This is a genomic window from Streptomyces sp. NPDC005648 (genome assembly GCF_040605395.1).
GTDB lineage: Bacteria > Actinomycetota > Actinomycetes > Streptomycetales > Streptomycetaceae > Streptomyces.
In genome coordinates this window covers 26,608-35,102 of sequence record NZ_JBEXCS010000102.1, presented here as the reverse complement: position 1 = coordinate 35,102, position 8,495 = coordinate 26,608, and the positions used below count along the sequence as shown (strand labels likewise).

Here is an 8,495-nt window from a genome sequence, read left to right as displayed (position 1 = left end):
GACCGCCGCCATCTGGCACAACGACCAGACCGGAGAGCCGATCTACCGCTCACTGACCGCCTACGATCACTGACCCCTTGGAATCGATCATCTAGTTGAGCATGGCCCGCGCCGACCGGGCCTGTCGCCGTACGCGTTGTGCCGCGGGTTCGTCCACGGCCGCCACCACCTCGGCGTACGCGTCGAGTTCGGCCGCCCCGTCGAGGAACTCGCCCCGCTGCACCAGCAGTTGGGCCCGCTCGTACCGCAGGCGGGCCGGGTGCGAGGGCAGCAGCAGCGACAGATCCACCGCCCACAGCCCCACGTCCGACCGCTCGGGGCGAGCCGCGGCCCACGCCCGCACGTTGTTGAGGATCCGCTGCACCACGTCCAGGGGATCCGCCGGTGTCAGCATCGACGGATGCAGCGGCGCCCCCGTGGCCCCCGCCACCAGCAGCTCCGCGTCGCCCCCGCTGAGCACCCGCCCCCCGTCGAACGGATCGGCCAGCACCTGCTGCTGGAAGAAATCACTGAGCGAAGCTCCTTGAGGGGCGGTGGTCGGGTGGCGGGCGGGACCGAACCCGACCACGAAGTGCCCCGGCAGCGCGACGCCGTACACCGGCGCCCCCGCCCGGCGGGCGACCTCCATCCACACCACCGACAGCAGGATCGGCAGCCCGCGCCGCCGCCGCAGCACCTCGTGCAGCAGCGAGGACTCCAGCCGCTGGTAGTCGCCGGGGGAGCCGCTGAACCCTTCCCCGGCGCCCAGCAGATGGTGCATCGCCCTCGCCCAGGACATCGGCCCGCCGGGCCGGAACGGCAGCCGTCCCGCCAGCCGGTCCAGCTCCATCTGCGCCGCGTCCATGCCCGCCTCGTCCAGCGCCCCGTCCGCCTCCGCGCCCACCAGCAGACAGAGCGTGGACAGGTCGGGCCGCTCTGCGCGGGCCTCTTCGGCGAACCGCTGCCGGAGCTCCGCGGACCGCTCGGGGGGCGGGGGATACGGGGGACGCATAGCTGGGTCGTGCCCTCTCACGGCGATCGGTTACCGGCCCCCGGCGACGGCCGCCGGTTCCCGGTAGTGGTGGTACGCGTGGTGCGCGCCGAAGCCCATCCCGGCGTACAGCGCCCGCGCGCCCGCGTTCTCCTCCTCGACCTGCAGCCACGCGGCCGAGGCACCCTCCTCCAGCGCCCGCCGGGCCAGCGCGGCCATCACGGTCGTGGCCAGGCCCCGCCGCCGCACCGCCGGATCCACCTCGACCGCGGCGAACCCGGCCCACCGCCCGTCCACGACACACCGCCCGATCGCGGCGGGGGAGTCCGCTCCGGGCGCTCCTTCCCCCGGCACGGTCGCGAACCACACCGACGGCCCGCTCCCCAGCACCCGCAACGCCACCTCGCTCACCCCCTTGCGCCGGTACCGCGCGAGCCACGCCTCGTCGGCCTCCCGCGACAGCAGGACCCCGGCGCCCTCGTCCCGGTCCGCGATCGGCGCCAGCGCCCCGATCCACAGCTCGGCCGTCACCTCACGGATCCAGCCGCGCCGCTCCAGCTCGGCACAGAGCGGCTCCTGGGTGCCCGCGCCGCCGGTCGCGGTCTGGACGTACGCGGGCAGCCCACGGTCGCCGTACCAGCGTCGTACGGCGGCCAGTGCCCCGTCGAGCGGCAGGCCGGGGTCACCGAGGGGCAGCACCGAGTTCGCCCGCCGGGTGAAGCCGGAGGAGGCCCTCAGCTCCCACTCGCCCAGCGGCTCGCTCTCCACCGGCCGCCACGCGCGCGTGGCGACGCGCGCGAGCTCCTCGTAGGAGGCGGCGGGACCCCGGCGCCGGGCCGGAGCGGCCGGCACCACCTTCCCCGCGACCAGCGAGGATTCCGGGATACGGACGCTCTCGCCGCTCTTGCGTGTGATCAGCAACACACCGTTGTCCCATGATGTGAGAACACCCACCGTGTCGGTGAACTTCTCTCCCGGGACTCCGCCTTCGGTCGTGCGTCGTACGGAGACCCGTTTCCCCACGTCAGCAGCGGTGATGCGGACCTCGAGACGTCCACCGGCCGAGATTTCCACAGGTCAGTTCACCCCTCCTGTTCGGATCATGCCCAGGAACGGAGATACTAGGGGCGGGCATCGACGACGCCGCGCTCCCGCGCGCCAGGCGGCGGAGCCTGAGGAGGCCCGCCGGCGCCCTATCGAGGAGGAACGACAGCGTGACCTACGTCATTGCGCAGCCTTGTGTCGACGTCAAGGACAAGGCGTGCATCGAGGAGTGCCCGGTCGACTGCATCTACGAGGGCCAGCGGTCCTTGTACATCCACCCGGACGAATGCGTCGACTGCGGTGCCTGTGAGCCGGTCTGCCCGGTCGAGGCGATCTTCTACGAGGACGACACTCCGGAGGAGTGGAAGGACTACTACAAGGCGAACGTCGAGTTCTTCGACGAGCTCGGCTCCCCGGGCGGCGCGAGCAAGCTGGGCCTGATCGAGCGGGACCACCCCTTCATCGCAGCGCTGCCCCCGCAGGCCTGACGGCCCGGAGCCCGCAGCATCCGTGCCGCCTCGGTCCCGTACGGCCTGATCAGCCCTTGATCGCCGTACGGGACCGAGGCGTTGCCGTACGGCCGTACGACCCGAAAGTGAGCGAGAGCCCCGTGTCCGCAGTCTCCGACCGTCTGCCCACCTTCCCCTGGGACAAGCTGGAGCCGTACAAGAAGACGGCCGCCGCGCACCCGGACGGCATCGTCGACCTCTCCGTCGGCACCCCGGTCGACCCGGTCCCCGACCTGATCCAGAAGGCCCTGATCGACGCGGCGGACTCCCCGGGCTACCCCACGGTCTGGGGCACCCCGGCCCTGCGCGACGCGATCACCGGCTGGCTGGAGCGCCGGCTGGGCGCCCGCGAGGTCACCCACCGCCACGTCCTGCCGATCGTCGGCTCCAAGGAGCTCGTCGCCTGGCTCCCGACCCAGCTGGGCCTCGGCCCCGGCGACCGGGTCGCCCATCCGCGCCTGGCCTACCCCACCTACGAGGTGGGCGCCCGCCTGGCCCGCGCGGGCCACGAGGTCTACGACGACCCGACGGCCCTCGACCCCGAGGGCCTGAAGCTGCTCTGGCTCAACTCCCCGTCCAACCCCACCGGCGAGGTCCTCTCGAAGGCCGAGCTGACCCGCGTCGTCGCCTGGGCCCGCGAACACGGCGTCCTGCTCTTCTCCGACGAGTGCTACCTCGAACTGGGCTGGGAGGCCGACCCGGTCTCGGTCCTCCACCCGGACGTGAACGGCGGTTCCTACGACGGCATCGTGGCCGTCCACTCCCTCTCCAAGCGGTCCAACCTGGCCGGCTACCGTGCCGCCTTCCTGGCGGGCGACCCGGCCGTCCTCGCCCCCCTCCTGGAGATCCGCAAGCACGGCGGCATGATGACGTCCATGCCCACCCAGGCCGCGGTGGTGGCGGCCCTGGGCGACGACACCCACGTCCGTGAGCAGCGCGAACGGTACGCGGCCCGCCGCACCCTCCTCCGCGAGGCCCTTCTGTCCCACGGCTTCCGCATCGAGCACAGCGAGGCGAGCCTGTACCTGTGGGCCACGAGGGACGAGTCCTGCTGGGACACGGTGGCCCATCTGGCCGGCCTGGGCATCCTCGTGGCGCCGGGCGACTTCTACGGCGAGGCGGGGGAGAAGTTCGTACGGGTCGCACTGACGGCGACCGACGAACGCGTACGAGCGGCAACCGGGCGACTGGCCTGACAACGGCGGAAGGGACCCGGGATCGACCCCGGGCCCCTTCGGGACGGACGGTGGCGTCAGCCGACCGGCAGACCCTTCACGGGCAGCGTCTGCGCGGACGGCAGCCCGCCCCTCGTCAGCGAGTCCGTCGGCAGCCCGCCCTTCGTCGCGGACTTGGCCGTGTCACCGAGCAGCCCCCCGGCGGACCCCGCGGCCTCGCCCGCGGTCTTCTGCGCCGCGGGCGTCGCCTTCTTCACGGCCTGGCCGCTGGTCTGCCCCGCGGCCGGCACCGCCTTCTCCACCGTCTTGCCACCGGTGGTCCCCGCCACCTTGGTGACGTTCTGCGTCGCACCGTCGACGGTGTTGCCGACGTTCGCCCCGTCCAGGGCGGTCAGTCCGCCGAGGTTGGGGGTGGCGGGCAGGGCGTTCGTGGCCGCGCTCGCGGAGCCGGCCGCACCTACCCCGGCAGCCGCTCCCGCAGCGACGAGCAGCGCGGCACGGGCGATCCGACGGGTCAGGGGGAGGGACATGATGCTCCTGATTGATCGACTGAATGTTGATCGTCCGGGCTCGGACGCAGTGACTACCGCTCGAAGCCCGCGAAGGTTGCGGAGCCGAAAAGTAAAGAGTTGGCAATGCGTCGCATTATCGGCTGCGGATAAAACAGGGCAAAAATCCCCCGGTCCGAAAGTCTGCCGAATCCTTACGGCCCTTTGTCCTCAAGGGTTTCGGCGGATATGAAGGTGACGACACGAAAACCTGCGCACAGCACGCATTTCCCGGCCCGCCGCTAACCCGCCCGGGTGAACCCTCGTACTACTGCCCAGTGACGATTCGGACGGCGGCGCCGCCCGGTGAACCGCCGGCCGTCCGCCACCGGCTGTCGGTGTTCCCGGCGATCCACTCCTGCCCGCCGAACGAGACCCGCTCGATGTGCAGGGCCGTGGCGTTGGCGACGGCCCAGTGCGCCAGCTGCCAGCCGCGCTCGCGGACGGTGCGCCCCTTGGCGGGGCGGTTGACGGCGGTGACGGGCAGCGTGACGGTCCGCGATCCGGACGACGCGCTCACGGACGGGGACGGCGAGGACTTCGGCTTCCGGCCGCTCACCTCGGCCCCGGCCGGCTGCACCACATCGCGCCCGAAGTCCCGGACCAGGGCGGCCCGCACGGCGTCCGGCCCCGCCGACCGGACCGTCGTGGCGTCCACGCGGCCCTGGCAGGTCAGCGTGGCCGGAGAGGTGCCGGTCAGGGCGGCGGCGAGCAGCGCGGCGTCCGGCTCGTGCTTGGCGTACGCCTCCGGGAAGCCGCTGCGCTGCACGCGCTGCGCGGCCACGGTGAGCGGGAGCTTCTGGTAGTCGGGCACCTTGGCCAGGTGCTCGTAGAAGACGCCCGCCGCGTACGTCGGGTCCAGGATCTGCTGCGGCTTGCCCCAGCCCTGCGAGGGCCGCTGCTGGAAGAGGCCGAGCGAATCGCGGTCGCCGTGCTGGATGTTGCGCAGCCCCGACTCCTGCAGCGAGGTCGCCAGCGCGATCGCCACGGCCCGCTCGGGCATCCCGCGCCCGGTGCCGACGGCGGCGATGGTCGCCGCGTTCACCGCCTGCTCGGGCGTGAACTCGTACGCCTCGCCGTCCTGCTTGCCCGAGACCACCTTGCAGCCCGGTCCGTTGCCTCCGGTGACGTACTGCACCACGAGGTAGCCCGCGAGGGCGAGCAGGACCACGAACGCCGCCCCGATACGGAAGAGGCGGCCACGACGCTTGAGGGTGGATGACGGCTCCGGCACGCCGTACAAGGTAGCCGAGGCCGCTGTGACCCTCGTGCCGGGTGTGGACGGTGGAGCGGTGCGACCGGCGCGTTAGGGTCGACGGCATGGCCGACAGCGCACTTGACCTCTCCCTGAACGCCGCCGAGCTCACCGCGCGGCTCGTCGACTTCCCCTCCGAGAGCGGCACCGAGAAGCCGCTCGCCGACGCCGTCGAGGCCGCCCTGCGCGCGCTGCCGCACCTCACCGTCGACCGGTACGGCAACAACGTCGTCGCCCGTACCAGCCTCGGGCGTCCGGAGCGGGTGATCCTCGCCGGGCACATCGACACGGTCCCGATCGCCCAGAACGTGCCCTCGCGCCTGGACGAGGACGGGGTGCTGTGGGGCTGCGGCACCTGCGACATGAAGTCCGGCGTGGCGGTCCAGCTCCGTATCGCCGCCACGGTCCCCGCCCCCAACCGCGACCTGACCTTCGTCTTCTACGACAACGAGGAGGTCCGGGCCGAGCTCAACGGCCTCAAGCATGTCGCCGAGGCCCACCCCGAGTGGCTGGAGGGCGACTTCGCGGTCCTGCTGGAGCCCTCGGACGGCCAGGTGGAGGGCGGCTGCCAGGGCACGCTGCGGGTGAAGCTGAGGACCAGGGGCGAGCGGGCGCACTCGGCGCGGAGCTGGATGGGGTCCAACGCGATCCACGCCGCCGCCCCGATCCTGGCCCGCCTGGCCGCGTACGAGCCGCGCTACCCCGTGATCGACGGCCTGGAGTACCGGGAGGGCCTGAACGCGGTGGGGATCGAGGGCGGGGTCGCGGGCAACGTCATCCCCGACGACTGCGTGGTGACCGTCAACTTCCGCTACGCGCCCGACCGCACGGAGGCGGAGGCGATCGCGCACGTCCGCGAGGTCTTCGCGGACTGCGGGGTGGCGGAGTTCGTGGTCGACGACCACAGCCCCGGCGCGCTGCCGGGTCTGTCCCACCCGGCCGCGGCGGCGTTCATCGAGGCGGTGGGCGGTGTCCCGATGCCGAAGTACGGCTGGACGGACGTCTCGCGCTTCTCGTCCCTCGGTGTCCCGGCGGTCAACTACGGCCCCGGCAACCCGCACTTGGCACACAAGCGGGACGAACGGGTGGAAACCGGGAAGATCCTGGCGGGCGAGGAGCGCCTGCGCAACTGGCTGACACGCTGAGGTCCCTCGTCCGTAACCCGCGTAGATCTACGCTGAGGTGGAAACACCTGCAAGCGGAGGGAGCGCACATGGCTACCGGGAACCCCGAGGGCAAGAAGCAGCCACCGGAGGAGCAGCGCCTGGGACCGGTCCTCCGGCGGCGGAACCAGGTGACGGCCAGCACGACGGACCAGCGGCTGCTGGACGCCGGCGGCCCCTCCGACTGGGTCCACACCGACCCCTGGCGCGTCCTGCGCATCCAGTCGGAGTTCATCGAGGGCTTCGGTACCCTCGCCGAACTCCCGCCCGCGATCAGCGTGTTCGGCTCGGCGCGCACCAAGCCGGACTCGCCGGAGTACGAGGCGGGAGTGCGGCTCGGCCGCGGCCTGGTGGAGGCCGGCTGGGCGGTGATCACCGGCGGCGGGCCCGGCGCCATGGAAGCCGCCAACAAGGGCGCGGTGGAGGCCAAGGGCGTCTCGGTCGGCCTGGGCATCGAGCTGCCCTTCGAACAGGGCCTCAACCCCTATGTCGACATCGGCCTGAACTTCCGCTACTTCTTCGTCCGCAAGATGATGTTCGTCAAGTACGCGCAGGGCTTCGTGGTCCTGCCCGGCGGCCTCGGCACCCTCGACGAACTCTTCGAGGCGCTGACCCTCGTCCAGACCCAGAAGGTCACCCGCTTCCCGATCGTCCTGTTCGGCAGCGAGTACTGGGGCGGACTGGTCGACTGGATCAAGAACACCCTGGTCGCGCAGGGCAAGGCGGCGGAGAAGGACCTCCTCCTGTTCCACGTCACGGACGACGTGGACGAGGCGGTCGCCCTGGTCTCCAAGGAGGCCGCCCGCTAGGCCGCCCGCCGGGCCGACGGGCTAGGCGAGTCCCCGGCGGGCGACCGCCGGGGGCCGGTGCCCCGCGATCGACGCCACCATGTCGAGCACCTGCCGGGTCTCCGCGACCTCGTGGACCCGGTACACCTGCGCGCCCAGCCACGCGGAGACCGCGGTCGTGGCGAGCGTCCCGACGACCCGCTCCTTCACGGGCTTGTCCAGCGTCTCCCCGACGAAGTCCTTGTTGGACAGCGACACCAGCACCGGCCACCCGGTCGCGACCATCTCACCGAGCCGCCGGGTCGCCTCCAGACTGTGCCGGGTGTTCTTCCCGAAGTCGTGCCCGGGATCGATCATCACGGACTCCCTGGGCACCCCGAGCGCCACCGCCCGCTCGGCCAGCCCCACGGTCACCCGCAGAACGTCGTCCATGACGTCGTCGTACGCCACCCGATGAGGACGTGTCCGCGGCTCCGCGCCCCCCGCGTGCGTGCACACCAGGCCCACCCCGTACCGGGCCGCGACCTCCGCCAGCCCCGGGTCCACCCCGCCCCAGGCGTCGTTCAGCAGGTCGGCGCCGGCCTCGCAGACGGCCTCCCCGACCGACGCCCGCCAGGTGTCGACGCTGATGACGACCTCCGGGAACCGCCGGCGCACCTCCGCCACGAACCCCACGGTCCGCCGCGCCTCCTCCTCGGCGGTCACCTCCTCGCCCGGTCCCGCCTTGACCCCGCCGATGTCGATGATCGCGGCGCCGTCGGCCACCGCCTGCTCCACGCGCGCGAGGGCGGGTTCGTCGCGGAAGGTCGCCCCCTGGTCGTAGAAGGAGTCCGGGGTCCGGTTCACGATCGCCATGATCACCGGCTCGTGCGCCTCGAACGCGCGCCTGCCCAGCCTGAGCATCCCCTGTGACCTCTCGTAGTACGACCTGGGTGTCCGAGGCCTTTCGGCCGCCTGTGACCCTAACCGTCAGACTCGCATGGCACGATCGGACCTGACACTTCCAGCATCAGCACGAGCTTCCTGACACCGAGCGTGGGGAC

The 8,495-nt window shown here is 72.1% G+C and carries 9 protein-coding genes; 4 read left to right on the top strand and 5 right to left on the bottom strand.

Annotated features, from left to right (window positions below):
- Positions 1-91: 91 nt before the first annotated feature.
- Together ABZT17_RS37995 and ABZT17_RS37990 are read right to left on the bottom strand one after the other, a co-directional pair.
- Positions 92-991: a transglutaminase-like domain-containing protein gene (locus ABZT17_RS37995; protein WP_356356108.1), complete on the bottom strand. Its 900-nt coding sequence runs from the start codon at positions 989-991 to the stop codon at positions 92-94.
- 30 nt (positions 992-1,021) lie between these two features.
- A complete protein-coding gene (locus ABZT17_RS37990) occupies positions 1,022-2,044 on the bottom strand; it encodes a GNAT family N-acetyltransferase (RefSeq protein WP_356356106.1) in 1,023 nt (340 codons plus the stop codon).
- 140 nt (positions 2,045-2,184) lie between these two features.
- Between ABZT17_RS37990 and fdxA the strand changes: the two genes are divergently transcribed.
- Both fdxA and ABZT17_RS37980 read left to right on the top strand, forming a co-directional pair.
- Positions 2,185-2,502 carry a ferredoxin gene (gene fdxA, locus ABZT17_RS37985; RefSeq protein ID WP_004926152.1) on the top strand — a complete coding sequence of 106 codons (318 nt, stop codon included), beginning with the start codon at positions 2,185-2,187 and terminating at the stop codon, positions 2,500-2,502.
- A 122-nt stretch (positions 2,503-2,624) separates the two neighbouring features.
- Positions 2,625-3,719 (top strand): bifunctional succinyldiaminopimelate transaminase/glutamate-prephenate aminotransferase, encoded by a 1,095-nt coding sequence (locus ABZT17_RS37980; RefSeq protein WP_356356103.1) that lies wholly within the window; start codon positions 2,625-2,627, stop codon positions 3,717-3,719.
- Between the two features lie 56 nt (positions 3,720-3,775).
- On the opposite strand, the gene ABZT17_RS37975 is transcribed toward ABZT17_RS37980, so the two are convergent.
- On the bottom strand, positions 3,776-4,228 hold the full coding sequence (locus ABZT17_RS37975) for an ATP-binding protein (protein WP_356356102.1): 453 nt from the start codon (positions 4,226-4,228) through the stop codon (positions 3,776-3,778).
- 286 nt (positions 4,229-4,514) lie between these two features.
- Positions 4,515-5,480, bottom strand: a complete 966-nt coding sequence (locus tag ABZT17_RS37970) for a heavy metal transporter (protein ID WP_356356101.1) — start codon at positions 5,478-5,480, stop codon at positions 4,515-4,517.
- Positions 5,481-5,566: 86 nt separating this feature from the next.
- Here ABZT17_RS37970 and dapE point away from each other — a divergent pair, with 86 nt between their 5' ends.
- On the top strand, positions 5,567-6,646 hold the full coding sequence (dapE, locus tag ABZT17_RS37965) for a succinyl-diaminopimelate desuccinylase (RefSeq protein ID WP_356356099.1): 1,080 nt from the start codon (positions 5,567-5,569) through the stop codon (positions 6,644-6,646).
- A gap of 68 nt (positions 6,647-6,714) precedes the next feature.
- Positions 6,715-7,473 carry a TIGR00730 family Rossman fold protein gene (locus ABZT17_RS37960; RefSeq protein ID WP_356356097.1) on the top strand — a complete coding sequence of 253 codons (759 nt, stop codon included), beginning with the start codon at positions 6,715-6,717 and terminating at the stop codon, positions 7,471-7,473.
- Between the two features lie 21 nt (positions 7,474-7,494).
- Here ABZT17_RS37960 and folP read toward each other — a convergent pair whose 3' ends face one another.
- The gene (gene folP, locus ABZT17_RS37955; RefSeq protein ID WP_356356095.1) at positions 7,495-8,355 is read right to left on the bottom strand and encodes a dihydropteroate synthase; all 861 of its coding nucleotides are present in this window, start codon (positions 8,353-8,355) and stop codon (positions 7,495-7,497) included.
- Positions 8,356-8,495: the final 140 nt, after the last annotated feature.